26 protein-coding genes are annotated in these 24343 nt (G+C 46.0%); 24 read left to right on the top strand and 2 right to left on the bottom strand.

The genetic code is table 11. The annotated features are described in order from the left end of the window. Positions 1 to 25 precede the first annotated feature (25 nt). The 17 genes from GGR41_RS07765 (at position 26) to GGR41_RS07685 (ending at position 14479) form a co-directional block, all read left to right on the top strand. Positions 26 to 1483 (top strand): aldehyde dehydrogenase family protein, encoded by a 1458-nt coding sequence (locus tag GGR41_RS07765; RefSeq protein ID WP_167661382.1) that lies wholly within the window; start codon positions 26 to 28, stop codon positions 1481 to 1483. A 45-nt stretch (positions 1484 to 1528) separates the two neighbouring features. After that, positions 1529 to 2008 (top strand): GlcG/HbpS family heme-binding protein, encoded by a 480-nt coding sequence (locus GGR41_RS07760; RefSeq protein ID WP_167661381.1) that lies wholly within the window; start codon positions 1529 to 1531, stop codon positions 2006 to 2008. A gap of 12 nt (positions 2009 to 2020) precedes the next feature. Then, positions 2021 to 3049 carry a 2Fe-2S iron-sulfur cluster-binding protein gene (locus GGR41_RS07755; protein ID WP_167661380.1) on the top strand — a complete coding sequence of 343 codons (1029 nt, stop codon included), beginning with the start codon at positions 2021 to 2023 and terminating at the stop codon, positions 3047 to 3049. Between the two features lie 80 nt (positions 3050 to 3129). Next, positions 3130 to 3438 carry a 2Fe-2S iron-sulfur cluster-binding protein gene (locus GGR41_RS07750; RefSeq protein ID WP_077734151.1) on the top strand — a complete coding sequence of 103 codons (309 nt, stop codon included), beginning with the start codon at positions 3130 to 3132 and terminating at the stop codon, positions 3436 to 3438. A gap of 8 nt (positions 3439 to 3446) precedes the next feature. Continuing rightward, positions 3447 to 3746 carry a ferredoxin gene (locus GGR41_RS07745; protein ID WP_077734152.1) on the top strand — a complete coding sequence of 100 codons (300 nt, stop codon included), beginning with the start codon at positions 3447 to 3449 and terminating at the stop codon, positions 3744 to 3746. Between the two features lie 14 nt (positions 3747 to 3760). After that, the gene (locus GGR41_RS07740) at positions 3761 to 4039 is read left to right on the top strand and encodes a 2Fe-2S iron-sulfur cluster-binding protein (protein ID WP_077734153.1); all 279 of its coding nucleotides are present in this window, start codon (positions 3761 to 3763) and stop codon (positions 4037 to 4039) included. A gap of 9 nt (positions 4040 to 4048) precedes the next feature. Beyond that, a complete protein-coding gene (locus GGR41_RS07735; protein ID WP_167661379.1) occupies positions 4049 to 4960 on the top strand; it encodes an ornithine cyclodeaminase family protein in 912 nt (303 codons plus the stop codon). A gap of 73 nt (positions 4961 to 5033) precedes the next feature. After that, positions 5034 to 5408, top strand: a complete 375-nt coding sequence (locus GGR41_RS07730; protein WP_077734155.1) for a PH domain-containing protein — start codon at positions 5034 to 5036, stop codon at positions 5406 to 5408. A 116-nt stretch (positions 5409 to 5524) separates the two neighbouring features. Further along, positions 5525 to 6550: a Nif3-like dinuclear metal center hexameric protein gene (locus GGR41_RS07725; RefSeq protein ID WP_167661378.1), complete on the top strand. Its 1026-nt coding sequence runs from the start codon at positions 5525 to 5527 to the stop codon at positions 6548 to 6550. Positions 6551 to 6569: 19 nt separating this feature from the next. After that, the gene (locus tag GGR41_RS07720; protein WP_167661377.1) at positions 6570 to 7661 is read left to right on the top strand and encodes a hypothetical protein; all 1092 of its coding nucleotides are present in this window, start codon (positions 6570 to 6572) and stop codon (positions 7659 to 7661) included. 190 nt (positions 7662 to 7851) lie between these two features. Then, the gene (locus GGR41_RS07715; protein ID WP_077734157.1) at positions 7852 to 8892 is read left to right on the top strand and encodes an aromatic ring-hydroxylating dioxygenase subunit alpha; all 1041 of its coding nucleotides are present in this window, start codon (positions 7852 to 7854) and stop codon (positions 8890 to 8892) included. A gap of 5 nt (positions 8893 to 8897) precedes the next feature. Beyond that, positions 8898 to 9857: a PDR/VanB family oxidoreductase gene (locus GGR41_RS07710; protein ID WP_167661376.1), complete on the top strand. Its 960-nt coding sequence runs from the start codon at positions 8898 to 8900 to the stop codon at positions 9855 to 9857. A gap of 25 nt (positions 9858 to 9882) precedes the next feature. After that, entirely contained in the window at positions 9883 to 11082 is a 1200-nt protein-coding gene (locus tag GGR41_RS07705) for an ABC transporter substrate-binding protein (protein ID WP_167661375.1), read from the top strand. Positions 11083 to 11184: 102 nt separating this feature from the next. Continuing rightward, complete coding sequence (locus GGR41_RS07700) at positions 11185 to 12051, top strand: branched-chain amino acid ABC transporter permease (RefSeq protein ID WP_167661374.1); 867 nt, start codon at positions 11185 to 11187, stop codon at positions 12049 to 12051. A gap of 1 nt (position 12052) precedes the next feature. Next, positions 12053 to 13042, top strand: coding sequence for a branched-chain amino acid ABC transporter permease (locus GGR41_RS07695; RefSeq protein WP_167661373.1), 990 nt, complete (start codon positions 12053 to 12055; stop codon positions 13040 to 13042). Further along, positions 13039 to 13788, top strand: coding sequence for an ABC transporter ATP-binding protein (locus tag GGR41_RS07690; protein WP_077734161.1), 750 nt, complete (start codon positions 13039 to 13041; stop codon positions 13786 to 13788). Before GGR41_RS07695 ends, GGR41_RS07690 begins: the two co-directional genes overlap by 4 nt. Then, positions 13781 to 14479, top strand: a complete 699-nt coding sequence (locus GGR41_RS07685) for an ABC transporter ATP-binding protein (RefSeq protein ID WP_167661372.1) — start codon at positions 13781 to 13783, stop codon at positions 14477 to 14479. The genes GGR41_RS07690 and GGR41_RS07685 overlap by 8 nt, the downstream gene beginning before the upstream one ends. A gap of 49 nt (positions 14480 to 14528) precedes the next feature. On the opposite strand, the gene GGR41_RS07680 is transcribed toward GGR41_RS07685, so the two are convergent. Continuing rightward, positions 14529 to 15485, bottom strand: coding sequence for a LysR family transcriptional regulator (locus GGR41_RS07680; RefSeq protein WP_167661371.1), 957 nt, complete (start codon positions 15483 to 15485; stop codon positions 14529 to 14531). 109 nt (positions 15486 to 15594) lie between these two features. On the opposite strand from GGR41_RS07680, the gene gtdA reads away from it, so the two are divergent. From gtdA to GGR41_RS07645, 7 genes are read left to right on the top strand one after another with little or no spacing between them, the layout of a single operon-like run. Continuing rightward, the gene (gene gtdA / locus GGR41_RS07675) at positions 15595 to 16626 is read left to right on the top strand and encodes a gentisate 1,2-dioxygenase (protein WP_167661370.1); all 1032 of its coding nucleotides are present in this window, start codon (positions 15595 to 15597) and stop codon (positions 16624 to 16626) included. Between the two features lie 20 nt (positions 16627 to 16646). After that, positions 16647 to 17345 (top strand): fumarylacetoacetate hydrolase family protein, encoded by a 699-nt coding sequence (locus GGR41_RS07670; RefSeq protein ID WP_167661369.1) that lies wholly within the window; start codon positions 16647 to 16649, stop codon positions 17343 to 17345. Positions 17346 to 17358: 13 nt separating this feature from the next. After that, positions 17359 to 18003, top strand: a complete 645-nt coding sequence (gene maiA, locus GGR41_RS07665; RefSeq protein WP_167661368.1) for a maleylacetoacetate isomerase — start codon at positions 17359 to 17361, stop codon at positions 18001 to 18003. A gap of 9 nt (positions 18004 to 18012) precedes the next feature. Continuing rightward, positions 18013 to 19206 (top strand): 3-hydroxybenzoate 6-monooxygenase, encoded by a 1194-nt coding sequence (locus tag GGR41_RS07660; protein ID WP_167661367.1) that lies wholly within the window; start codon positions 18013 to 18015, stop codon positions 19204 to 19206. A gap of 53 nt (positions 19207 to 19259) precedes the next feature. Beyond that, positions 19260 to 20249 carry a TRAP transporter substrate-binding protein gene (locus GGR41_RS07655; RefSeq protein ID WP_167661366.1) on the top strand — a complete coding sequence of 330 codons (990 nt, stop codon included), beginning with the start codon at positions 19260 to 19262 and terminating at the stop codon, positions 20247 to 20249. Positions 20250 to 20303: 54 nt separating this feature from the next. Beyond that, complete coding sequence (locus GGR41_RS07650) at positions 20304 to 20798, top strand: TRAP transporter small permease (RefSeq protein WP_167661365.1); 495 nt, start codon at positions 20304 to 20306, stop codon at positions 20796 to 20798. 2 nt (positions 20799 to 20800) lie between these two features. Then, positions 20801 to 22081, top strand: a complete 1281-nt coding sequence (locus GGR41_RS07645) for a TRAP transporter large permease (protein ID WP_167661364.1) — start codon at positions 20801 to 20803, stop codon at positions 22079 to 22081. A gap of 53 nt (positions 22082 to 22134) precedes the next feature. Here GGR41_RS07645 and GGR41_RS07640 read toward each other — a convergent pair whose 3' ends face one another. Further along, the gene (locus tag GGR41_RS07640; protein ID WP_167661363.1) at positions 22135 to 24297 is read right to left on the bottom strand and encodes a malate synthase G; all 2163 of its coding nucleotides are present in this window, start codon (positions 24295 to 24297) and stop codon (positions 22135 to 22137) included. Positions 24298 to 24343 lie beyond the last annotated feature (46 nt).

Below are 24343 nucleotides of genomic sequence, written 5' to 3'. Positions count from 1 at the left end.
TATACAGCTTCGATGGGGGGGTAGAGTGAGTTTAATTACGGATCAAGTCTTTCACAATTACATCAATGGGGCATGGGTAGCCAGTCAATCAGGGGCTTTGGCTCCGAATGGCAACCCGGCAGACACCGCAGATAATGTGGGGCAGTTTCAAGCTTCGACCGCTGAAGATGCAGCGGCGGCGGTACAGGCGGCACAAAACGCATTTTTAGCTTGGAAAAACACGCCTATTTCAAAACGGGCACAGATCATCGAAAAAGCCGCTGCCTATTTAGAGACCCATGTGGATGAAATAGCTCTAGGTTTAACCCGTGAAGAGGGCAAAACCTTAGCTCAAAGTAAAGGCGAAGTTTTACGCTCTGCGCAAACGTTGCGATTTTATGCGATTGAGGGGCAAACCTATACCGGTGAGACTTTCCCTCAGGATGATGCGCAGATGATGGTTTACACCCAACGTGAACCATTAGGGGTGGCTACGGTTATTGCGCCTTGGAATTTTCCTATTTCTATTCCAGCTAGAAAAATAGCCCCCGCTTTGATCACAGGCAATACCGTGGTGTTTAAACCTTCTTCTGAAACACCATTAACTGGTTATTACTTAACCAAAGCCTTTGACGAGGCAGGCATACCACCTGGGGTTTTAAATTTCATCACAGGACGTGCTTCGGCTGTCGGCCCCACCTTAGTCGAGTCGCCCGCAGTTAAAGCCATTTCGTTCACGGGTTCTACAGCAGCGGGTGAGCAAATTGCTAAAGCCGCCAAGATGACTACACGTTTGCAAATGGAGCTAGGCGGCAAAAACCCACTGATTGTGATGGAAGATGCTGATCTTGATCTGGCTGTGAACCTAGTGGTTCAGGGTGGCTTTAATTTAAGCGGCCAAGCTTGTACAGGCACGAGCCGTGTATTGGTGCATAGTGCAGTCAAAGCGGAATTTACTAAAAAACTCGTAGAAAAAGTACGCACCTTAACGCTAGGCCCAGGCATAGAAAACCGTGATTTAGGCCCTATTGCCACAGAGTCTCAACTAAACACTATCTTAGAGTACATCGAGATAGGTAAACGAGAGGCGACATTGTTGTGTGGCGGAGCCTGCCCAGAAGGTTCTGAATTTGAAAATGGCTTTTATGTATTGCCCACGGTTTTCACTGATGTCACGCAAGACATGCGCATAGCCAAAGAAGAAATTTTTGGGCCCGTCGTGGCAGTGATTGAAGTCACTGATTATGAGGATGCGCTGGCAAAAGCCAATGACACTGAATACGGTTTGTCGGCGGCCATCGTGACGCAAAACCCGAAATATGCACACCGATTTGTGCATGACATTGAGGCAGGCACGGTAAAGATTAACCGAACCACAACCGGCAACTTAATTAATGCGCCGTTTGGAGGGCTGAAACAGTCCAGTACGTCTACCTTTAGAGAATCAGGGCGTGCCGGATTAGAGTTTTACACCCAGATAAAAACAGTGTACCGAGGTATTTAATAGCACACGCTATGGCGGTCCAACTCTTAAAAAAAGGATAAATCAATGAGAAAGATTTTACGTTTAGAGCAAAAAGAAGCACGTTTGATGGTTGACGCAGCAATTGCTAAGTCTAAAGAAATTGGTGTGTTAGAAACGGTTTGCGTGGTGGATGAAGGCGGGTTCCCTCTTGTGTTGGAGCGCATGGATGGGGCTCGTATTACTGGACCACAAATTGCGTGGAATAAAGCCTTTACTGCCGCGGCTCATAAGCGTTCTACCCATTTGTTCACGACTCCTCCTGATGGACCAGCCCTACCAGGTAATGAGGCATTTGGGATACAGCTAAGCTTTGAGGGCAAATTTGCCGCATTTGTTGGGGGTTACCCAATTGTGGTGAACGGCGAGGTAATCGGTGGCATAGGCCTAAGTGGTGGCAATGGAGAGCAAGATACCAAGGCAGGTGTGGCCGGCTTGCAAGCATTAGCTGATGAGTTAGCTAGCCAAGGTTTTGAAGTATTAGTTCAAGCCGATATTAAAAAGTAATAGGAGCAGGGCATGGCATATCAGGTAGAGGTAATCGAAACAGGAGCCGTGTTTGAGGTGAATCCTGAGGAAAAGTTACTTGAAGCCGCTTCTCGTCAAGGCATACGGATTTATAGCGACTGCGAGTTTGGTGGCTGTGGAACGTGTCGAATAAAAGTTGTTGAAGGCCAAGTGCATTACGAGGATGACTTTTTGCCGATGAGTGTAAGTGACGAGGAGCACGCCGATGGTTTTGCGGCCGCCTGTCAGGCACAAGTGAGCTCTAATCTCAAAATTAGCTTGGCAAACCACATTGATAGTTTGCCTGAAGTTCATGCCCTATCGTTACGCGTTAGTTCAGTGCGTGAGTTATGTCCTGGAGTACGAGAGCTTCGTTTGCATGGTGAAGACTTAGCCCGTGCAACGTATTTGCCGGGGCAGTATCTGAATATTCAGCTTGAGGATGGACGGGCGCGTAGTTTTTCTATGGCAACCGCTACAGCGCAAAATAATGAGCTGCGACTTTTTATTCGCGAAGTCGAGCAAGGGGTATTTACCCAACACCAATTACCACAGCTAGCGGTAGGTCAGTCCTTACAGGTTGAGCTGCCCTTAGGCACCTTTTATTACCGAGCTCGTGATTGGCGTCCCATGGTGTTTGTGGCAACAGGAACAGGCATTGCACCGATACGCGCCATTTTGGAGTCGTTATTAGATGATGCTGACTGCCCCCCTATTTATTTGTATTGGGGGATGCGTACCGAGCATGATTTATATCAGCTAGATGAGTTTAATGCATGGGCCGAGCGTTTATCTGACTTTAGTTTTATTCCAGTACTGTCACAGCCCGAGGCGGGTTGGTCAGGACGCAGAGGTTATGTACAGGATGCCGTATGTGCCGACCATCCTGATGGTTCAGAGTTTGCCTTTTATCTGTGCGGGGCTCCAGCCATGATTGCGGATGCACAAACTAAGCTCAAAGCCATCGGGGCAGAGAGTGATTTTATTTATGCTGATGCGTTCACGTTTCAGCATGAACAGGCGGTAGCTGAAAACGTTTAAAACGCTGAACAGTTAACTGCCACGAGCGTGGGTTAAGACGGTCAACTCCACCCAGTGAATTTTTGATTTTAGGTGAATTCATGCCCTTAGTAACGTTTCATAAAGGTGGCGAAGTCTTTCAAGACGAAGTCAAAGAAAACACAAATTTAGTTGTCCGGGCGGGAATACGTCAGTTCCCTTTTCCACATCTACGTTACGGTTGCGGTATGGGGCGCTGTGCAAAATGCGCTTGCCGGATTGTAAACGGGGCAGAGCACTTGCCTGTAGCGAACTGGAAAGAAAAAAAACAGTTAGGTGAAGAGCGTCTAGAGCAAGGATATCGTTTGATGTGCCAGCTTTGGATTAACGAAGACATTGAGATCGAACAAGATCTGGATGAGTTGGTTTAGGAGAAGCCATGTATATCGTATTAACAAGTAAACCGGGTGAATACAAAACGGAACCAGGGCCTGGAACAACGGTATTAAGCGCTTATGAATATAAGTTTTACGACCAAACCAAAGCTATTTTTTCTATAGCGCGTATTGAGCCCGATTCCCGCGTCATTATTACTGAAGAGGGTGAAGGCGGCACAGTGAATAATATTCCCACCCGTCAAATGGAAAAGTTCGACACCGAGCAAGAGGCCTTGAAAGAGTTAGAAGGCCTGACAAAATTTGGCTCAATAAAGGCCGAGCTGGTTCCTTGTCAGATTTAATGTGAGAGTAAAAAATGGTTGAAATTACCTTTGCAACAAATGATGGTTTTAAGGTGAGTGCTCCGGCAAACAGTAATCTGTTGCGCGTATCGATTCGTGAACGAGGCGGTATTCCATTTAAATGTGGTGGTGGCATTTGTGGCACATGTAAATGCCATATTGTGGCTGGGTTGGAAAACACGGATGCCTTAAAAGGCAAAGAAAAAAAGCACCTCAGCACAGAGGAGATAGAACAAGGTTATAGAATGGCGTGCCAAACCTTTGTAAATGGCAATATTACGGTGGAGTGGTAGTTAGCGCTTATGATTCACTTAACCGACCTCCAGATTCGTCACTTATTAGCTGATGACGCCATGAATCGCCATCTATTAGCGACTGCGTTCATAGAGCTTGAGCAGCAGCAAGCGGCTCAGTTAGCTCGGCAACGGATCGAAGCGCAAGGGGTAAAGCTGTCTACTTTAGCAGCAGTTTTACCTAATCAGGGCGTGGCGGGGGCTAAGGTTTATACCACTATCCAAGGTAGGTTCACTTTTGTCATTATCTTGTTTTCTACTGAAACGGGCGCGGTGCTTGCGGTATTAGATGCCGAGCAAATTACAAAAAAACGCACGGCAGCCTGTTCAGTACTAATGGCGCAGCAGTTTGCTTGTGCAAACCCCAAAAAGCTCGCTGTGTTTGGGCTAGGAACACAAGGTACAGAGCATGTTATACAAATGGCAGAGGCGTTTAACTTTGAGCAAATAGAGATTGTGACTCGACAGCCTTATGCTGAAAAAATTGAACGCCTACAAGATCAGTTGCGCACTACTGTGATCTCGTCTACAGCAGAGCAAGCGATAGTCGATGCCGATATTATCGTTACGGCTACACGAGCTACTACTCCGCTCATAATGGGCAACGGGTTAAAGTCGAATACATTTATTGCCGCTGTAGGTTCTAGCTTACCGACTACGCGTGAACTGAGTGACTCGGTAATTCAAAAAGCCGACATGATTGTGGTGGAATCTAAAGAGCAAAGCCTAAAAGAAGCAGGCGATTTGATTTTATCTTCTCATGTGCATAGTTCCGAAAAGCTACATACGGTTGGCGAGGTGCTAGCAAATAAAATGTTACCAAGTGAATCGTACGAATTGGTGATTTACAAAGCAGTCGGAGTGGCATTAGAAGACATTGTACTTGCTGGTTTGGCTTACAAGAATTTTGTAAAAAATTAAAATAAGTCAATAGGAGGAGATGTTAAGAGACTGTGGCTTGTTTTAAGTATAAATTAACTAAGAGTAATATTTTATGAAAGAGGATCGATTCTCTAGTATAGGTGTTTTAAAACAAGCTCTTACAAGAGACTACAATCGCGTAAACATGGCTATTTTTTCAGGTGGTGTAATTAGTCTGAAAATAGACATAGTTCAAGATAAAATATTAATTCTTGCCAATCATAAGCGCGTTGCAGCCCTTGATTATCTTAGTAAAGAAAATGCTATTGTTAGTGATTTAGCTGATAACTATTTGGTAAAGTCCTTTAAAAAAGAATTCATTAAATTGCTGGAAAATGATTACGGGTTTGATATTTTATCTTTATTTAAAGATTATGATACTCGATCCGAGCTTTCATTAACCGTTATTTATCTAAAAGACTGTATTGAAAGTTATATTACAGCTTAAATCAATACCTAATGTGTTGGCTGGTTTTTAGGCCTTAATAAAAAAGAGCTTATATCCGCCGGTACTTCTTTGGTTATTCAACCAAGGAGTACCGGCGTTTTTTTTTGGAGACAGAAATGACAACAGTAAATGATTTAATGGCGGCATTAAATGTCATTACAGGTGGACGAATGGTGGATTCAGTCGAGGAGGCGGCTCAAGAAAACCATCCTTTTGTGATGTGGAAGGACTCTGGCATTTATGGGAAAAAAATTCTGGAAATACCCGGTTTAATTCATGGGAACCCAGAGCAAAAAATAAAAAAAATTGCTGTTTGCATGACGATGACCGAGTTGGGGATTGAGTTAGCCGGCGCGACCGGAGTGGATGCTATCGTCGCGCATCACCCCATTGCTGATGCGGCTAGTTGTGGAGGCGTGACCTTAAAAGATTACTTGGATCTTTATGGCATTTCTGCCTTAGAGTGCCACGAGGCGTTTCATGGCTTGCATCCAGGAATTGCTTATTTGCATGGGCACCAAGTGGTTAAGAGTGATATTTCTTATGGAGGCGTTCATGGCAATGTGGTGTTTGTGGGAGAGGTGTTTCCCGAGGTGAAAACCTTAGGCGACATGCTGCGTCGTTTAGATGCCCATATGGGACTAGAGTTGGAACACGACTTATTAAGTTATGAGCGCGATTTGAAAGCGTGTGACGATATTCATGAGGCGAGCTTGTTAACCAAAGGGCGTATTCACATTGGAAATGAAAATAGTCCAGTGAATAAAGTGCTGCACATATTTCCTCATACTGGATTTAGTAAAGAGAACCTATACCAAGCCATCAAAGAAAATCCGGATGTGGATACAGTGTTAGCGTCAATTAGTCGTGTTTATCCAGGTCATGAGCTAATCGATGCAGCACGCTCTTTAGGGCTGAATTTTTTAGTGGGCAATAGCCATGTATTGGAAATACTTGAAAATGGCATGCCTTTGGCTTACGCCTTAGAGCAATTATTAGAAGGCGTAGAGGTAGTGGTGTTTAGAGATAGAGTAACATCCACACCCGTGCGTGCTTTAGGTAATCAGCACTTACAAGACTATGCTGAGCGCTTTTCAAAAGAGCACCTGATGGGTAGAAACCTGATCAGTGCCTGTCTTTGATAGGCAAGGAGGAGACATAATGCATAACCGAGTCCTATCCCCCGCGTTAATTAAAAGCCGTAGAGCTTATACGCGCATAGAAAAAGTAGGTTTGTTTTTTTTGCTTTTAGGTTTATTAACCCTTTTGATTTCCCCTGGCACTTTAGCGGGTGCTTTTGATAAAGTCTTAAAGACCACTAAGCCTGTTGTAGTTGATGTGTTTTTAACGGGTGAAGTCGGCATTGCTGTCATTATTAGTGTGATTATCGGCAGGCTGTTAGAGCGCTTGGGGTTTACCGACGCCATGATGCGTATTTTTGTACCCTCCATGCGGCTGATAGGCGTGAACTCCGCCGTCATTGTGCCTAGCGTTTACAACATTTTTGGGGATATCAATGCGGCAGGCCGCATCTCAGGCCCTCTGTTAAAGAAAGCCGGGGCTACCAAGGCGGAACAAAAAATAGCAGTCGCCACTATGGTGCAATCGCAGCAGTCATTTTCCACCTTTATGTTGGGTATGATGGCGCTATCATTTGCGGGGGTCAACGTCTTTGCTGTGGTCATGGTAGCTATTTTTGGGCCTTTATTAATTTCCCCATTCTTGTTATCGCGCTTTGTTTACAAAGATGTAAAACCATTAAGTGATATTGCTATTCCTAAGTTCACGCCGGATACAGAGTTCGTGCCCATGTTATTTAAAGCGGCACGTGAAGGGGTAGAGCTGTTATTTTTAATTCTCATTCCCGCCGTTGCCTTGGTGTTCTGTGTTATCGGTTTATTGGACTATATGGGGGTGTGGGCGCCTATTGATCAGTTTTTGCAAAGCACCTTGTCCGTACTGGGAATACACGCTGAGACTGGGGTATTAGCCGTATTAGTCAGTCCTACTTTAGCCATGGGTAAATTACAAGCCATAGCAAGCACTTTGGATCCGCGCTTGGTAGTGGGGTCGTTTGTGTTGGCCTCATCGGGTTTACCGCTTTCTTCTATTTTTGGGCAAATTCCTGTGGTGTGGGCGGAAGCCTCTGATCTCACGGAAAAAGAAGCTATGGGTGCAGCGGTAATTGGTTTGATTATGCGAATCACCACGGCGGTATTGATCTCTTTTTTCCTCACTCCTTTACTGGTTTAAGCGATTCTTTGCCTAATAGGTAGTAGTTAAAGCCTCGTTGCTCGTTGCGGAGCAACGAGGCTTTTTCGTGGGTATCTTTCAAGGGTAAACCTTAGTGGTTTCAAAAATCCGAATAACGCTATTATTTAGACATTCAGTGTGCTGAACATGAGTGTGCTGAATACGTGTTAATGAGATTAAGAGGCGAGAAATGTTTCCTAAAAATACCTGGTATGTGGCTTGTACACCCGACGAGATTGAGCACTCCCCCCTTGGACGCATGATTTGTAATGAAAAAATAGCATTTTTCAGAGGCAAAGAAGGGGTAGTCGCTGCCGTAGAGGATTTTTGTCCGCATCGAGGGGCGGCCTTATCGATGGGTTACGTCCAAGACGGTAATTTGGTCTGTGGTTACCACGGTTTGGTCATGGGCTGTGATGGCAAAGTGGTCTCTATGCCTATGCAGCGGGTAGGTGGGTTTCCGTGTGTTAAGCATTATCCTGTGGTCGAGCGTCATGGTTTTATTTGGGTCTGGCCGGGCGATGCTAGCTTGGCTGATGCTGACTTAATTCCTGATTTGCATTGGGCCAATAGCCCTGATTGGGCATTTGGTGGCGGGCTATACCATGTAAAAAGTAACTATCGTCTCATGATTGATAACCTCATGGACTTAACCCATGAAACCTATGTGCATGCAGACAGTATTGGTCAAGAGGAAATCGATGAAACGCCAGTGAAAACTGCTGTGGTCGATGGGGTGGTGCAGACCAGTCGCTACATGGAAGATATTATTGCTCCTCCTTTTTGGCAGGCAGCCATGGAAGCAGCAGGCTTAGACCCTAATCAAAAAGTAGACCGATGGCAGGTGTCTTGCTTCCATGCGCCCGCTCATGTGTTAATTGACGTGGGCGTGGCTTTAGCAGGAACGGGAAAGCAAGAGGCACCGGCTGAGCAACGCGTTCGCGCTACCGTGGTCGATTTTATGACACCTGAAACAGAAAACAGTCATTGGTATTTTTGGGGTATGGCACGTAATTTTAAAGCGGATGATGCAGAGCTCACGGCCAGTATCCGGGACGGTCAAGGTAAAATTTTTGCCGAAGATTTAGCCATTCTCGAAGCACAACAAAAAAACCTTGAACAGCACCCCGAACGCCGGTTGCTCATGCTTAATATTGATGCAGGTGGTGTTCAAGCCCGCCGCCTTTTAGATAAATTAATTGAACAAGAAAATCAATCGGCACAAGGTTAACGGCAATGAGCGAAACACTAGAGGTGGTTGTACACCGCCGTTATCACGAAGCCGAAGGCATCCTTTGTCTAGAGCTACATCCTGCTCAAACAGAATCGTTGCCTGCCTTTACGGCGGGGGCGCATATTGATGTGCATGTGCCTGGTGGGGAAATAGTCCGTCAATACTCTTTGGTGAATGATCCACGTGAAACACATCGCTATGTGATAGCCGTGCAGTTAGACCCAGCGTCCAGAGGTGGGTCTGCGGGGGTACATCACTTTATTCAAGAGGGGCAACGCTTAACAATTAGTACGCCACGTAATCATTTCGAGTTGGTGGACGCGCCTCAGTTTATGTTGATTGCGGGTGGTATCGGTATTACCCCGTTATTAGCGATGGCACAACACTTGCACCAACAGCACATCGATTTTAGTTTGCATTACGTAGCGCGTACTCAGGCTCGCATGGCTTTTTATGATGTGTTATGTGCTAGTCCTTTTGCAGAGAAAGTGCATTTTTATTTTAGCGATGACGCAGAAAAGCCCTTAGTATTACCACAATTACTGCAGTCAGTTGCTACGACCACTCATGTCTATGTGTGTGGGCCAAGTTCATTGATCCAAGCAGTCGTTGAGCTGGCTGACTTAGCTCACATTGAGCCTGAGCGCGTGCACAGAGAATACTTTAACAATGAGGTCGCGCTGGATCATGGCGCGGCGCCGTTCGAGGTACGTATTGCCAGCACGGGTCAGCGTTTTATCGTTGAGGCCGATCAGACCATTAGTCAGGTTCTAGAGGCACATGATGTCTTTGTACCGGTGTCGTGTGAGGAGGGAGTCTGCGGCACATGCCTAACAGGTGTATTAGAAGGGGAAATCAATCATCAAGACGTATACTTGACTGATGAAGAAAAAGCCGCGAATAATCAGATGGCTGTGTGTTGTTCGCGAGCCCGCAGTGCTTATTTGGTTTTAGATTTGTAAATCCCCGTGGGGAGAGGAGACTCACATGACAAAATTGTTTGATCAGCGTAGACGCCAAGTTGTGCTGACAGGGGCGGCTCTAGCTGCAACCAGCGGCATGTTGCCGTTCACTAGCTTTGCTGCTTCTAAAGATCCCGTGAAAGTAGGGGTCATTATTTCTATGTCAGGGCAATTTGCTTCGACAGGAAAGCAAGTCGCTGCGGCGATTGAACTGTACCAGAAACAGCATGGCACCACCGTTGCTGGGCGTGAGGTACAAGTGATTGTACGCGATGATGGCGGCGTTGCCCCCGATGCCACGCGTCGTATCGCTCAGGAAATGGTAACGCGTGACAAAGTGGATGTGTTGGCTGGTTTTGCGTTAACGCCATTGGCTTATGCTGCAGCGCCTATTGCGACCCAGTCGAAAACGCCTATGGTAGTGATGGCCGCGGCCACCTCGGCTGTGGTCGAGCGTTCGCCTTTTGTCGTGCGTACTGGCTTCACTTTACCCCAGGTTACTCAACCTTTAAGCGAATGGGCATCTCAACAAGGGTTAAAGAAAGCCATGACCTTTGTTAGCGATTATGGTCCAGGTATTGATGCAGAAAAGGTCTTTGTGAAGAATTTTGTGGAATCAGGTGGAGAGGTTCTTGAAAGTATACGCGCCCCTTTAATGAACCCCGATTACTCGCCTTTTTTAAAGCGAGTGAAAGACAGCAAGCCCGAAGTGTTATTTGTTTTTGTTCCTTCTGGCGAAGGTGCCGCTTTTATTAAACAATTCCATGAGCGTGGGCTAGCGGATGACGGTATCCAGCTCATCTGTACTGGAGACGTATTAGATGATGATTTAATGGGCAGCATTGGCGAGGTCGCGTTAGGTGTAGTGAGTAGTCATCACTACTCAGCCGCTCATGATTCAGAAAAAAATAAAGAGTATGTGAAAGCGTTCCAAGAGCTCACAGGGGGATCCAGACCTAACTTCCATTCTGTAGGCGCCTATGATGGTATGCACCTCATCTATCAAGCTCTAGAGAAAACAGCAGGCGACAGCACAGGCCCTACCTTGTTAGAAGCCATGAAAGGTTTGTCATGGGAAAGTGTACGCGGTCCGATTTCTATCGATCCTGAAACACGTGATGTAGTGCAAAACGTCTATATCCGTCGTGGTGAGAAAGTAGGCGATCAGGTGTGGAACGTTGAGTTTGACCAAATTGATCAGGTTAAAGACCCAGGCGTAGAGTGATAACACTACACACGAGTAGCAGGCGTAGATGTCTTGACGCCTACTACTCGTGCTGAGCATGAAAGAAATAATAATGGTTTTTGATACTAAAGAGGCTCAACCATGCTGTTGAACTTGGCTGGTGTGTTGTTTGATGGGGTTGCCTACGGCAGCCTATTGTTTTTAATGAGTGTGGGCCTATCGGTCACTATGGGGCTAATGAACTTTGTGAATTTAGCACATGGGGCATTTGCCATGATCGGGGGTTATCTGTTTATTCAGCTATTGAGTGTGCTGGGGGTGCCCTTTCTATTGGCATTGGTTCTGGTGTTCATTGCTGCGGCAGCCATCGGTTGGGTATTGGAGCGCACGCTGTATCAGCGTCTCTATCAGGCTACCCCTTTAGATCAGGTGCTGTTTTCCATCGGGCTCACCTTTATGGCTGTTGCCATGGCTACCTTTGTCTGGGGGCCTACCCAACGCTCTGTACAGCTACCCGAGTGGTTAACGGGGCAGCTACATCTAGCCGGGCTTAGTGTGGGGGTGTACCGCGTCTTTTTGATTCTGGTGGTGTGCGTGATCACCTTGGCATTATGGCTGCTCATTGAACGCACGCGGTTTGGCGCCAAAATACGCGCTTCCGTAGATAACCAAGTCGCAGCTAAAGGCTTAGGTATTAATGTGCATCAGGTCTTTAGCCTAACTTTTGCCTTGGGCTCTGGTTTAGGCGGTTTGGGCGGAGCCTTGGGGGTAGATGTGCTGGGATTAGACCCAAGTTTTCCAATGAAATATATGGTGTATTTTCTCATTGTGGTGGCTGTCGGTGGCGCAGGCACAATACGTGGGCCCCTAGTCGCGGCCTTGGTATTGGGCATATTTGACGTGGCGGGTAAATACTACGCACCCAATATAGGTGCCTTTATGATTTATGGCCTGATGGTGGTTTTATTGTTGTTATTCCCACGTGGGTTGATTGTAAGACGGAGCTAAGATGAACACTTCTCTCAAAAACGCATCCGTTCTACGCGGCCCTCGTACCCAGCGTCAAGTCGCGGCTGTGGTGTTTTGGCTATTGCCTTGGTTGGCTTTCTTTTTCGCACCAGGCTATTTGCTATTAGCCGTGCAAGTCATGATTTTGGGCTTATTCGCCTTGTCGTTAGACTTATTGTTGGGCTATGCCGGTGTGGTGTCTTTAGGTCATGCTGCCTTCTTTGGGCTGGGTGCCTACAGTGCGGGCTTACTTTCTATGCATGGCTGGGGTGAACCGTTGTCGGGTCTGGCTATTGGTGTAGCGGTAGCTGCTGTGGCAGGCTGGATAAGCAGCTTTTTGGTGGTACGAGGTCAAGACCTGACTCGCCTGATGGTTACCTTAGGCATGTGTTTAATGCTTTACGAGTTTGCTAACAAAGCCGTCAGTATTACGGGTGGCATTGATGGCTTATGGGGCATTAGCATGAGCCCTTTGTTTGGCTTATTCGAGTTTGATCTCGAAGGCAAAACGGCATTTGTCTACAGCTATGTGGTGTTACTGCTCAGTTTTTTGCTGTTGCAGCGTTTGGTGAACTCAACCTTTGGCCTAAGCTTAATTGCCATCCGCGAAGGGGTGAACCGCATGCCCGCAATTGGGGTGTCAGTCCAGCGTCGCTTACGCACTGTTTATACCATCAGTGCAGGCCTAGCTGGTTTGGCTGGCGCATTAATGGCGCAAACGACTCAGTTTGTCGGCTTAGATGCCGTTAGCTTTCATCGATCTGCCGATGTCTTAATTATGTTGGTCTTAGGCGGAGCCGGGCATTTATATGGCGCATTATTAGGCGCTGGAGTGTTTGTTTTGGTCCAGGATAAAGTGGCCAGTATTAACCCAGTGTATTGGCAGTTTTGGATTGGTTTATTGCTCGTCATCATTGTTATGGTAGGACGAGGCGGCATGATAGGTGTGTATCAAAACTGGCGTGCTAAAAAGGCAAAGGAACAACGATGAGCCACGATTTATATACCGAAAACTTAGGTAAAACATGGGGCACGTTTCAGGCGAATGCCAACCTTAGCCTGCGTTTTAATGCGGGGGCGCGTCACGCCATTATTGGCCCTAACGGCGCAGGCAAGACCACCTTTATTAACTTGTTAACCGGCGTTTTAAGCCCTACCACTGGCAGTGTGTTCTTAGGCGATCAAAATATTACGGCATTGCCTCAGCACCAACGGGTTCGCTTGGGCATGACGCGCACTTTTCAAATTAACACGCTCTTTGCGGGCTTAACGGTCTTGCAGTCGGTGTTATTAGTGATTAGCGAGCGTGATGGGTTGTACCGTCATTGGTTTAAGCCCGCCACGGCTCATCATGCGGCGCTTGATGAGGCCATGCTGTTATTAACTACCCTGCAGTTAGCACAGCAAGCCCATGAGCTAACGCGAGCCCTGCCGTATGGTAAACAGCGTTTATTAGAAATCGCATTAGCCTTAGCCACCAAACCCAAAATCCTTTTATTAGATGAACCCGCCGCTGGGATTCCTACTCAGGAAAGCGCTGAACTTTTTACTGTTATTGCAGCCTTGCCCAAGGACGTAACGGTATTGTTTATCGAACACGACATGAACTTAGTGTTTCAGTTTGCGGATTTTATTACGGTGTTGGTTGGGGGACAGTGCTTTGCCCAAGGCACACCAGAGCAAATTGCTAACGACCCCCGCGTCAAAGAAGTTTATCTAGGAGAAAGTCATGTCTAAGCCGTGGCTGGAAGTCGAGTCATTGTATGCCGGCTATGGTCAGTCCCGTATTCTAGAGGGCGTATCGTTTAGTCTAGCCGAAGGGCAAAGCTTGGCGTTATTGGGTCGCAATGGGGTGGGTAAATCTACCTTACTCTTAGCTCTAATGGGTTTAAATACTCATCAAGGAGGGCATATTCATTGGCAAGGCCGTTCGCTGTTAAATGTACCCACACATCAACGGGCCGAGCTTGGCATAGGGTGGGTACCTCAAGAACGCTATATGTTCCCTTCATTGACTGTTGAAGAACATTTAACGGTGATTGCCCGACCGGGGCGTTGGAATCTATCTACCATTTATCAGTTATTTCCGCGTTTGCAAGAACGCAGTCAAAACATGGGGAATCAGCTGTCTGGAGGCGAGCAGCAAATGGTAGCTATTGCCCGGGCATTAATGCTCAACCCGACATTGTTGTTATTAGATGAACCCATGGAAGGCCTAGCGCCAATTATCGTCCAAGAGCTACTGGCCGTTATTAAACGACTTATCCAAGAAGAAGGGCTTACCGTCATTATGGTAGAGCAACATGCACGGATGACCTTATCTATTACTGAGCAGGCCTTGGTACTAGACCGAGGTCAGAGTGTGTATTACGGAGCCAGTGCTCCCCTCTTAGAAAAACCAGACGAGCTTGAGCAACTCATTTTTTAATGGGATTAAATAAAAAAAAGCCCCTAGGTGCAACCTAGGGGCAAATCATTTAAGTGTTGTGGTTGAGGTTGAGTCGATCTTGGTATTGTTGACTAACATTGCGTAGGGCTTGAATAGTTTGAGTAACAGCAAGGCGACTCGTGGCGTCAATACGCCAAAACATCGATACCGATCCAAAACCAGAAAGTGGCAAGTTGAGAATACTAATGGCGTTCAAATGGTGGAGTCGTTTAGCTGTACGCGCTGACGCCACACTAATGTAATCACTGTTATTTAATAAAGTGATATTCATCAAGGTGGAATTAGACTCAAGATAATCATGGGGTAAAAACTGCTTATCAGCGACTAAAGCACGTTCTATGTCTTGTCGAATAGGCGTATTTTTAGGCCAAATAACCCAACGGTACTGAGCGACATCTTGCCATTGTATGGTGGTTTTTTGTGCTAGAGGGTGCTGTGGACGTGCAATAAACTGTAGTGGCTCCATATATAGTGTTTCATAGTCAATATCGTCGTTTACTAGTTCAGGAGCTGAGCGGCCTACTACGATATCTAGCTCTTCGGCATACAATTTTTTAATAAGTTGATCCATCGTGCCTTCTAAAATAGAGACACGCGTTTTAGGATAGGTCGTAAGTAACTCTAAGATAGCCATAGGCACTGTTTCTACGGTGGCTGCGCCTGTACTCCCGACATTAACGAGTCCGCTTCCTTCTTTTTGACGCGCTAGTAAATCATCACGAGTTAAATTGAGGTTGGCGACAATACGTCGAGCATGTTGAACCAACACCGCCCCGTTTTCTGTAGGACGTAAGCCTCTAGCATGACGCTCAAACAATACTAGGCCAATGTCTTCTTCGATTTCTTTTAACCAACGTGATATGCCGGGCTGTGTCATGTTCAATGCCTGAGCTGTGTGACTGATATTTCCTGTCTGTGCTAAGTGCAAAATAATGTCTAAATGGCGTAATCGTAAACGTTGTGTCCAATCTGTACCTATGATCATTATGTTATACCAGTGTTAAAAATATAATTTTACCTGTCATATCTAACAACGCATACTATAAAAAATAAAGACATACTTAATGTAAGCGTAAGGCGATAAGGAGGGGTGCATGATGACATCTAGACAGGAATATTATGAATTACTAACCAAAGAAAATTTGGCACCTCTATGGTTATCGTTAAGCAATTTAGTACCTGCTCAGCCTCATTCCAAGGCAGTACCGACGTTGTGGAAATACGAAGCGTTACGTCCCTATGTAATGCAAGCCGGAGAACTGATTACAGCCGAAGAGGCCATACGGCGCGTTTTGGTTTTAGAAAATCCAGGTCTAACTGGAAAGTCCAGCATTACCTCAACACTTTATGCAGGCTTGCAGCTTATTTTGCCTGGTGAAATAGCGCCTAGTCATCGCCACACCCAATCTGCGTTACGTTTTGTGATGGAAGGCAAGGGGGCATGGACAGCGGTAAACGGTGAACGAACTACCATGAGCCCAGGCGATTTTATTATTACGCCATCATGGAAGTGGCATGACCATGGCAACCCTAGTCTAGAAGAGGGAGGCGAACCTGTTGTTTGGCTTGATGGGTTAGATATTCCTTTACTAATGCACTTAGATGCTGGCTTTGCTGAGAATCTAGGACAGGCTACTCAACCTATAGAGCGTCCAGAGGGACTCAGCTTTACGCAGTTTGGGCATAACATGGCCCCTGTGCGACATCAGGCTTCTGACCCAACTTCTCCTATTTTTAGTTATCCATACGACCGCACACGCGAGGCGTTAGATCAGTTATACCGATTTGAAGCGCTGGATGACTGGGATGGTGCCAAGTTGCAGTATATCAACCCTGTTACAGGGGGCTCTGCCATGCCTACGATGGCAACTTTTATGCAGTATTTACCTAAAGGCTTTAAAGGGCGCACCTATAGAAGTACGGATGCCACGGTATTTACTGTGGTGGAAGGAGCCGGCGTGGTCTATATCGATGATGCTGTGTTTTCATTTACACCGCGTGATGTATTTGTGGTGCCGTCATGGAGCGCAGTGCGCTTAGAGGCTCAAGAGGACATTGTGCTTTTTAGTTATTCCGATCGTCCTGTACAGCAAGCCTTGAATTTGCATCGTGAGTTGCGTGAATAAATTTAAAACAGAGGAAAAAAATGACTTATGTATTTACTCCCCCAGCAGTAGTTGCCGTTCCTGTTGTAAATAGCGATCAAAAAATAGCTGTTCGCCGCGTGTATTGTGTTGGGCGAAACTATGCTGCTCATGCGATTGAAATGGGTTTTGATCCAAACCGTGAACCGCCTTTTTTCTTTTGTAAACCGGCAGATGCCGTTGTTCCTGTTCAACACGGTGAGAGCTATGCTTTCCCTTACCCCTCTGAAACAAAAAACTTGCATTATGAAGCCGAGTTGGTAGCGGTTATCGGCAAGGCGGGATCCAACATTGCTGTGACTGATGCGCTCGACCATGTCTGGGGATATGCCGTTGGTCTAGACATGACTCGTCGTGACTTACAAATGAAAATGCGCGAGATGGGACGCCCATGGGAAATTGGTAAAGCATTTGATCACTCTGCACCTATGGGCCCTATTTATCCAGCCAGTGAGATTGGTCACTTAGAGCAAGGAGAAATTTGGCTAACAGTAGATGGTGTAGATCGTCAACGTAGCGATATTAATAAACTTATTTGGTCTGTAGCAGAAACCGTGGCTTATTTATCTACCTTATTTCATCTTGAGCCAGGTGACTTAATTTTTACCGGTACTCCAGAGGGGGTTGGCCCTGTAGAGCGTGGTCAGCAAATGCGTGTTGGTGTAGATGGGCTGGGTAATTTAGTTGTAGATGTTAAGTAAACGGAGACAGAGCGTGAAACTCTACAGTTTTTTTAATAGTTCTACCTCTTATCGAGTTCGTATCGCTCTTGCTTTAAAAGGGTTGGAATACACATACGAGGGTGTCAACATCCGAACATTAGCAAATCGTGCAGATGAATATGTAAGAAAAGTGAATCCATCAGCAGCAGTGCCCGCCTTAGATGACGCCGGTTTTGTTTTAGGGCAGTCTATGGCTATTTTGGATTACTTAGATCAAAAATACCCGGATACGTATCGGTTGTTGCCTGATGATGTAATACAACGTGCCCGGATTCTTGAATTCGCCTCCGTTATTAGCTGTGATATCCACCCTATTAATAACTTACGCGTGTTGCGTTACTTACAAAGCGAGTTAAAGCTCACAGACGTACAGAGAGACGAGTGGTATGCCCATTGGGTACAAGACGGTTTAGCTATGGCAGAACGTTTACTCGAAGCGCATGGGCATGGGATTTGGTGTTTTGGAAATCAGCCAACTCTAGCTGATTGCTGTTTAGTGCCACAGTTAGCCAATGCCGAGCGCATGGGTTGTGATTTAAGCGCTTTTCCTCGTTTAGTATCTGTTTATCAACAGGCTATTACGCATGAGGCGTTTCAGCGTGCTCAGCCTAAAGAGCAGCCTGATTTTATTACCTAGGGAGGCCATATGAGATTCGGCACAGATCAAAAGGTAGTGATCATTGGCGGTGGCATTGGTGGCTTAGCTGCAGCTCAAGCCTTAGCGCTTGAAGGGCTTCAGGTCGAGGTATTAGAACAAGCCAGTCAAATTGGAGAAATAGGCGCTGGAATTCAGTTAGGCGCTAATGCGTTTGCAGCACTTGATGCATTAGGGGTAGGAGACACAGCACGAGCGCGCTCGGTTTTTACCGATCAGCTTCGTCTAATGGATGCGATTAGTACAGAGCCTATCGCTGAGATTGATGTGGGTGTTCCCTACAGAGAGCGGTTTGGTAATCCGTATGCGGTTATTCATCGTGCTGACATTCATCTATCCATTTTGGAAGCGGTACAAAACCACCCTAATATCACATTTAGAACCTCTACTGAAGTGCGTGACATTTATCAGGATGAGAACGGTGTCGTAGCCATAGACCAACACGGAAAACCCCACCATGCCGCTGCTTTGATTGGCTGTGATGGGGTGCGCTCTGTTGTGCGGGCCAAAACCCTAGGGGATGCGGTACGAGTAACGGGTCATGTGGTGTATCGGGCTGTGGTGGATGTAGACAACATGCCCACTGCGCTACAGCAAAATGCACCTGTTGTTTGGGCTGGTCCTCATTGCCATTTGGTTCATTATCCTTTGCGCGGGGGACGCCAATATAACTTAGTTGTTACTTTCCATAGTCGAGAACAAGAACAATGGGGCGTTACAGACGGCAGTAAAGAAGAGGTCTTGTCATATTTTCAGGGTATTCATGAGCTGCCGCGTCAAATGCTCGATAAGCCTGACTCTTGGCGCCGGTGGGCCACAGCTGATCGAGATCCAGTTGAGTCTTGGGGACAGGGACGAATCACAATTTTAGGCGATGCGGCACACCCTATGACCCAGTACTTAGCTCAAGGTGCTTGTCAGGCGCTAGAGGATGCGGTGACACTTGGGCGCGCCGTACGCAAACACGACTTTAATTTTGAAAAAGCATTTGCTGATTACCAGCGAGTACGAATTCCGCGTACAGCCCGTGTATTGTATTCTGCACGGGAAATGGGGCGTATTTATCATGCTAAAGGAGTAGAGCGCTTAGTAAGAAACTCATTATGGCAAGGGAGAACTCAGGCTCAGTTTTATGACTCGCTTGAGTGGTTATATGGCTGGACAGCAGAACGTTGTTTGGATTAGCACACTGTCACAGTGATCAGTCAATGAGATCAATACGTTTAAAGGACGGAGACATGATTCAATTTATACAAAAACTATCTTTTTTCAGTGCTACTTTGGTAAGTGCAAGTTTATTTTTTACAACACCTGCACATGCACAAACATTAAAACTAGGGCATGTCACACCGCCTAGCCATGTATGGCATCAAGTAGCCGAACGAATTAATCAAAATGTACAGGAAAAAAGTGGCGGCTCAATGAAAGTTGAAGTGAGCCCTCTAAGCAAACTGGGTTCTGAAGCGCAAATGATTAACCTGCTGCAGTCTGGGGCAATGCCTATAGGTGTATTAACGCTAGGCGCGTTGACTAATCGTGACGATACATTAATCGGTTGGTCTATGCCTTACCTGTTTGATGACGTGAAACATGCGACCCAAGCAACTCAACTCGAGGCGGCACAACAAATGTTAGCTAATCTAGAAGCCCATGGCATGATAGGTGTAGGTTATGCATTTGCTGGGATGCGTCATGTTCTTTCGACAAAGCCTGTAAAAGCGCCTAGCGATTTAGTGGGGCAAAAAATACGCGCTTTCCCTAGCGCTATATTTAATGATTGGTGGACAGCAAATGGAGCCGCGCCTACAGCAATGCCTCTTTCTGAGGTGGCACCTTCTTTAACCACTAATTTGCTAAATGCTGTCGATGTGGATTTGGATGCATTAGTAGGGATGAAATTTCATCAACAAGCCCCCTATTTGACTTTTACTAACCACATGGCTTTTCCTGCTGTTATTGTAGTCTCAAAACGCTACTGGGATCGCTTAGATGAAGATAAGCAAAGCCTATTATTAGAAGCCATTAAAGAGGCAGAAGAGTGGGGCTTTGAGCGTGCTATTGAGGCTGATAAAGAAAACTTAGCCATAGCCAAAGCGGACGGTGCAGAGGTGATTGAAATTGACCTGACTCCCTTTAAGGAAGTGGGTGAACAAGTGAATCAACATTACTTAAAAGACAATGAACTGCGTGCTCAGTTTTATGAACAAGTTAAAGCATTAAAGCAGTAGTGTTATCAATAAACTCGCCCCTTAATGGGGCGAGGTGAACGAGGAGGTGCAGTAATGCTATCTGCCTTAAATCGTATCGATTTCTTTATCTCTCGTATAGAAAAAGCATTGCTAGTTTTTTTCGGCTTAGCTTTGACTACCATTATGATCGCGCAAGTTATTTTGCGCTATTTTTTTAGCTCGCCCATTTTTTGGGCCGAGGAAATATCGGTACAGTTTCTTATTTTTATTACGGTTTTTGGTATTTCATATATTACGCAACAAAAACAGCATATTAGTATTGATTTTTTGCTTTCTCAGATTAAAAGTGAAAAAAAGCGTATAGCAGAAATCATAACAGGAATTTTGTTTTTTATTTTAATGATAGGTTTGTGCTTTTATTCGTGGGAGTGGGTGCTTAGAGCCGATGTGCAGATGGAAAAAAGCGGCACTACAGGTTTACCGCGCTGGTATACCTATGCCGCTTTCCCTGTGGCATTAAGCTGCTTATGTTGGCACCAATTTATCGTAGTAATCAATCGTTTTTTTAATAAAAATAAAGAAGGATAGCCATGATTACTGTAGCTCTTTTCTTTATTTTATTGTTAACAGGTTTCCCTATATTCGGTGCGATACTGGCTGCTGGTATTATCTTTATGATAAGTAGCGATTTAGCTATTTTAATTGATGCAATACCTTTACAGCTTTATGGAGCACTAGAAATTAATAGTTTATTAGCCATCCCTTTATTCTTATTAGTTGGAGAGGTCATGAATAAAGGTGGCTTAACACAGCGCTTAATTGCTGTTGCTGAGCTATTAGTGGGTCGGTTGCGCGGCGGCATGGCCTATGCCAACTTATTGACTAACGCCATGGCTGCTTCCATTTTAGGTTCAGCTATTGCCCAGATTGGGGTTATGAGCCGAATTATGGTTCCAGCTATGGAAAAAAGAGGCTATGACAAAAGCTTCTCTGCTGCTGTCACTGTTTCAGGTGGTTTGTTGGGGCCAATTTTTCCCCCTTCAATGTTGATGATTATCTATGGGGTAGTCGCTGTACAACCCATAGCGCCCTTATTTATTGCCGGTATTTTGCCTGGCATAGCTATTTTTTTGGCTTTGTGCTTTGTGGTGTTTATTTACACTTTGAAAAGTGACAAGGTGCCTACTACGAAGCCATCCTCAGAGCACAGACAAGCTGTTATAAAAACGCTTTTAGATGGTATTTTGCCAGCCTTAATTCCAGTAGTGGTAGTAGTAGGGATATCGGCTGGTGTAATGACACCAACCGAAGCAGGAGCAGTTGCCTCTCTAATTGCTTTTCTACTTTGTTTTATTTATAGAGAAATAAAAATTCGTGACTTATACGAGATATTTCTGTCTGTTTGTGTATTGACCGCAACTATCAGCATATTAATTTCTGTGGCGACTTTTCTAAGTTGGGTGTTGGCCTTTGAAGGTATCCCTGACCGCTTAGTTGCAGCTATTACAGCTATTACCGAATCACCTTTTGTGTTTATGCTATTAGTAATCGGTCTCATGATTTTTTTAGGCTTGTTCTTAGAAAGTATTAGTGTACTAATCGTTTTAGTACCTATCTTGATGCCCGTAGTTACACAACTTGGCATAGATCCTATTCAATTTGGGGTGATTTGTGCAGTTGCGACCACAATAGGTGTTATTACGCCTCCAGTAGGACCCGGCTTATTTGTAGTAATGGGGCAAACTAATGTAAAAATGGCTTCTCTAGTGCGCTCAGTCTTTCCTTTTTTACTAGCGGTATGTGCGGTATTAGTATTGACTGCTGCAGTACCTGAACTTTCCACTTGGCTCCCCGCAAAAGTTGTGAAATAAAAAAAGCCCCTAGGTGCAACCTAGGGGCAAATCACCGACAAGCGGCCACGCAATTATTGAGTTTTCTTAAGCTCTAAACGCCACTGATGCAAGAGCGGCTCGGTGTAGCCATTTGGTTGTTCTAAGCCTTTGAAAATTAAGTCTCGTGCCGCTTTGTATGCGTACGACGTATCAAAGTGCCCAGCCATGGGTTGGTAAAGCGAATCTCCTGCGTTTTGACCATCAACAATGGCGGCCATGCGCTGTAGGCTTTCATCGACTTGGTCTGCGGTAATCACACCATGCAGCAACCAGTTAGCAATGTGCTGACTGGAAATTCGTAAGGTGGCACGATCTTCCATCAAGCCTACGTTATGAATATCTGGCACTTTTGAGCAACCAACGCCCTGATCAATCCAGCGTACTACATAGCCTAAAATGCCTTGTACGTTGTTATCGAGTTCTTGTTTGATTTCCTCGGCGCTCCAGTTTGTCTGAGTGGCGACAGGAATCGTTAAGATCTCATCCAAGACTTCAACGTGCTCTTGCTCTAGGCCTTTTTGAATGGCTTGTACATCAAGTTGATGGTAGTGCAAAGCATGGAGAGTAGCAGCCGTAGGAGAGGGGACCCAAGCGGTATTACCCCCAGCCTGTAAGTGACTAATCTTTTGTTCTAACATAGCTGCCATCAGGTCTGGCATGGCCCACATGCCTTTACCAATTTGTGCTTTGCCCCGCAAGCCACATGCTAAACCCACTTGAACGTTATTGCGCTCATAGGCTGGTAGCCACGATAAATTGCGCATCTCGTTTTTACGAACCACAGGCCCTGCATGCATGCATGAGTGAATTTCATCGCCCGTGCGATCCAAGAAACCGGTATTGATAAAAGCGACGCGCTCGTTGGCCGCTGCAATAGAGGCTTTAAGGTTAATGGAGGTGCGGCGCTCCTCATCCATAATGCCCATTTTTAGAGTGTTGCGGGGCAGCTTTAGCAGGTCCTCGGTGCGCGCAAAAAGCGTGTCAGCAAAGGCAGCTTCTTCGGGACCGTGCATTTTGGGCTTAACAATGTAAATAGAACCTTTTTGCGAGTTAAGCTTAAGATCTAAGTCACGTTTGGCAATTAAACTAGTCACGACGGCATCTAAAATGCCCTCAGGAATTTCTTGGCCGTGTTGGTCCAAAATAGCCGGATTGGTCATTAAGTGACCTACGTTACGGATAAACATCAACGAACGGCCGGGCAGTTTTTGAGTTTGCCCGTTAAGGTCTGTGTACTCGCGGTCTGCATTCAGTTTGCGTGTAAACGTGTGCTCGCCTTTTTGAATGGTTTCCGTTAGGGTGCCAGTAACAAGACCGAGCCAGTTGCGATACGCATGGGTTTTATCGGCAGCGTCAACAGTAGCCACCGAGTCTTCGCAGTCCATAATGGTGGTAACGGCGGACTCAAGCAGCACATCTTTGACCCCAGCAGGGTCGGTTTTTCCTATCGCGTCGCTGGGGTCAATTTGGATTTCAAAGTGCAAGCCATGATGTTTGAAAATCAAGGCTTCAGGCTGGTCGGCTGAGCCTCTGTAGCCAAGTAAAGCAGCAGGGTCTTGTAATCGAGCCAGTTGGCCGTTTTCTAGGCTAACAACTAGCTCATTACCTTGAATTGCATAATGGGTGCTTTGGTTGTGTGAGCCCTCTGTCAAAGGAATGCTTTGGTCTAAAAAGTTGCGTGCGAACTCAATGACGCGTTGGCCACGCACAGGGTTGTATTGCGCGGTTTTTTCAGCGCCATTGTCTTCGCTAATGGCATCGGTGCCATATAACGCATCGTAGAGGCTGCCCCAGCGTGCATTGGCGGCGTTCAAAGCATACCGTGCATTCGTAATGGGTACGACTAACTGGGGGCCCGCTTGGTCGGTAATCGCAGAGTCAACATGAGTAGTGTTTACCTTAACCGTTTCAGGGGCATCAACCAGATAACCAATTTTTTTCAAAAAAGCTTTATAAGCTGGCATGTCGCTGATAGGGCCCGGGTTGGCTTTGTGCCAGTCATCTAGCTGAGCTTGAAGTTGATCGCGTTTGGCTAATAGGGCGTGGTTTTGAGGCGCGAGGTCATGAACCAGTTCACTGAACCCAGCCCAAAAAGCTTCGGCGTCTAAACCAGAGTCAACGAGGGCTTCATTTTGAATAAACTGGTAGAGCTCGTTATCGACTTGGAGGTGATGGCATTGCGTACGGTTTGTCATGGTTTGCCTTTCTCATTTATAAATAATTAATCGGTGTTGTTATGCT

The sequence above is a fragment of the Paenalcaligenes hominis genome, assembly GCF_011927625.1.
GTDB classification, from domain to species: Bacteria; Pseudomonadota; Gammaproteobacteria; order Burkholderiales; family Burkholderiaceae_B; genus Paenalcaligenes; species Paenalcaligenes hominis.
This window is presented reverse-complemented; position numbering and strand designations above follow the sequence as displayed.

Bases quoted from the DNA above. Each gene is read 5' to 3' on its own strand.
- GGR41_RS07710 (WP_167661376.1), top strand. From the start codon at position 8,898: ATGAGCGAAACACTAGAGGTGGTTGTACACCGCCGTTATCACGAAGCC.
- GGR41_RS07725 (WP_167661378.1), top strand. From the start codon at position 5,525: ATGACAACAGTAAATGATTTAATGGCGGCATTAAATGTCATTACAGGT.
- GGR41_RS07655 (WP_167661366.1), top strand. From the start codon at position 19,260: ATGATTCAATTTATACAAAAACTATCTTTTTTCAGTGCTACTTTGGTA.
- GGR41_RS07750 (WP_077734151.1), top strand. From the start codon at position 3,130: ATGCCCTTAGTAACGTTTCATAAAGGTGGCGAAGTCTTTCAAGACGAA.
- GGR41_RS07745 (WP_077734152.1), top strand. From the start codon at position 3,447: ATGTATATCGTATTAACAAGTAAACCGGGTGAATACAAAACGGAACCA.
- GGR41_RS07660 (WP_167661367.1), top strand. From the start codon at position 18,013: ATGAGATTCGGCACAGATCAAAAGGTAGTGATCATTGGCGGTGGCATT.
- GGR41_RS07650 (WP_167661365.1), top strand. From the start codon at position 20,304: ATGCTATCTGCCTTAAATCGTATCGATTTCTTTATCTCTCGTATAGAA.
- GGR41_RS07690 (WP_077734161.1), top strand. From the start codon at position 13,039: ATGAGCCACGATTTATATACCGAAAACTTAGGTAAAACATGGGGCACG.
- GGR41_RS07700 (WP_167661374.1), top strand. From the start codon at position 11,185: ATGCTGTTGAACTTGGCTGGTGTGTTGTTTGATGGGGTTGCCTACGGC.
- GGR41_RS07755 (WP_167661380.1), top strand. From the start codon at position 2,021: ATGGCATATCAGGTAGAGGTAATCGAAACAGGAGCCGTGTTTGAGGTG.
- GGR41_RS07685 (WP_167661372.1), top strand. From the start codon at position 13,781: ATGTCTAAGCCGTGGCTGGAAGTCGAGTCATTGTATGCCGGCTATGGT.
- GGR41_RS07715 (WP_077734157.1), top strand. From the start codon at position 7,852: ATGTTTCCTAAAAATACCTGGTATGTGGCTTGTACACCCGACGAGATT.
- GGR41_RS07760 (WP_167661381.1), top strand. From the start codon at position 1,529: ATGAGAAAGATTTTACGTTTAGAGCAAAAAGAAGCACGTTTGATGGTT.
- GGR41_RS07735 (WP_167661379.1), top strand. From the start codon at position 4,049: ATGATTCACTTAACCGACCTCCAGATTCGTCACTTATTAGCTGATGAC.
- GGR41_RS07730 (WP_077734155.1), top strand. From the start codon at position 5,034: ATGAAAGAGGATCGATTCTCTAGTATAGGTGTTTTAAAACAAGCTCTT.
- GGR41_RS07720 (WP_167661377.1), top strand. From the start codon at position 6,570: ATGCATAACCGAGTCCTATCCCCCGCGTTAATTAAAAGCCGTAGAGCT.
- GGR41_RS07670 (WP_167661369.1), top strand. From the start codon at position 16,647: ATGACTTATGTATTTACTCCCCCAGCAGTAGTTGCCGTTCCTGTTGTA.
- GGR41_RS07640 (WP_167661363.1), bottom strand. From the start codon at position 24,297: ATGACAAACCGTACGCAATGCCATCACCTCCAAGTCGATAACGAGCTC.
- GGR41_RS07680 (WP_167661371.1), bottom strand. From the start codon at position 15,485: ATGATCATAGGTACAGATTGGACACAACGTTTACGATTACGCCATTTA.
- GGR41_RS07740 (WP_077734153.1), top strand. From the start codon at position 3,761: ATGGTTGAAATTACCTTTGCAACAAATGATGGTTTTAAGGTGAGTGCT.
- GGR41_RS07705 (WP_167661375.1), top strand. From the start codon at position 9,883: ATGACAAAATTGTTTGATCAGCGTAGACGCCAAGTTGTGCTGACAGGG.
- GGR41_RS07645 (WP_167661364.1), top strand. From the start codon at position 20,801: ATGATTACTGTAGCTCTTTTCTTTATTTTATTGTTAACAGGTTTCCCT.
- GGR41_RS07695 (WP_167661373.1), top strand. From the start codon at position 12,053: ATGAACACTTCTCTCAAAAACGCATCCGTTCTACGCGGCCCTCGTACC.
- gtdA (WP_167661370.1), top strand. From the start codon at position 15,595: ATGATGACATCTAGACAGGAATATTATGAATTACTAACCAAAGAAAAT.